Source organism: Streptomyces alkaliphilus (assembly GCF_014141535.1).
Lineage (GTDB): Bacteria > Actinomycetota > Actinomycetes > Streptomycetales > Streptomycetaceae > Streptomyces > Streptomyces alkaliphilus.
In genome coordinates this window covers 1-1,285 of the sequence record NZ_VKHT01001228.1, presented here as the reverse complement: position 1 = coordinate 1,285, position 1,285 = coordinate 1, and the positions used below count along the sequence as shown (strand labels likewise).

1 protein-coding gene is annotated in these 1,285 nt (G+C 70.4%); it reads left to right on the top strand.

The window, feature by feature from the left end:
• Positions 1 to 234: 234 nt before the first annotated feature.
• Entirely contained in the window at positions 235 to 1,203 is a 969-nt protein-coding gene (gene trxB / locus FNQ90_RS23610) for a thioredoxin-disulfide reductase (RefSeq protein WP_182608203.1), read from the top strand.
• Positions 1,204 to 1,285 lie beyond the last annotated feature (82 nt).

Sequence of the window (1,285 nt, the reverse complement as noted above, 5' to 3'; positions counted from 1 at the left end):
GGTCGGGCACGGGCCGGGGGACCGGCGTGCTCCTCCGGGACCCGCGCGCTCCCGGGGCGGAAGGCTTCACACAACCCTTTCGGGTGCCGGAATCCCGCCCGGGAATGTCCGGGGCCTAGGATCCGTTGGGGCATGGTGAGTGAGGTTCGCCCCGGGCCCGGTTGGTCCGGGGCGACCGGGCACCCCCGGGACGACACCCCCGAGACGACAATTCCCGAGACAAGGAAGACACCCGTGAGCGAAGTCCGCAACGTCATCGTCATCGGTTCCGGGCCGGCCGGGTACACCGCCGCCCTCTACACCGCTCGTGCCTCGCTCAACCCCCTGGTCTTCGAGGGCTCGGTCACCGCCGGTGGCGCCCTCATGAACACCACCGAGGTGGAGAACTTCCCCGGCTTCCGGGACGGCATCATGGGCCCGGACCTCATGGACAACATGCGTGCCCAGGCCGAGCGCTTCGGTGCGGAACTGGTGCCGGACGACGTGACCGCTGTGGACCTGAGCGGCGAGATCAAGACCGTGACCGACGGAGCCGGGAATGTCCACCGGGCCCGCTCGGTGATCGTCACCACCGGCTCCCAGCACCGCAAGCTGGGGCTGCCGATGGAGGACGAGCTCTCCGGTCGCGGTGTCTCCTACTGCGCCACCTGTGACGGATTCTTCTTCCGGGAGCAGGACATCGTGGTGGTCGGTGGCGGCGACACCGCCATGGAGGAGGCCACCTTCCTCTCCCGCTTCGCCCGGAGCGTGACCATCGTCCACCGCCGGGACACCCTGCGCGCCTCCGCCGCGATGCAGGAGCGAGCCTTCGCCGATCCCAAGATCACCTTCCGCTGGAACAGCGAGGTGACCGAACTCCACGAGGAGGGCGGCAAGCTCACGGAACTGACCCTGCGCGACACCGTCACCGGGGAAAGCTCCGGACTCACCGCCACGGGCCTGTTCGTCGCGATCGGACACGACCCCCGGGTCGAGCTCTTCAAGGGGCAGCTCGACCTCGATCCGGAGGGCTACCTCGCGGTGGCCTCCCCCTCCACCCGGACCAACCTGCCCGGCGTCTTCGCCGCGGGCGATGTCGTGGACCACACCTACCGCCAGGCGATCACCGCCGCCGGGACCGGCTGTGCGGCGGCCCTGGACGCCGAGCGCTACCTGGCCGCTCTCGAGGACCTCGAGGAGAACCGCGAGCCGGCCCTGCCCTGAGTTACCCGGATCGGGGCTTATGGATCGGGACCTCCCGACGTTCCCCTCCGGACCGCCGGCCCCGCCTCCTCCGACCCCGGAG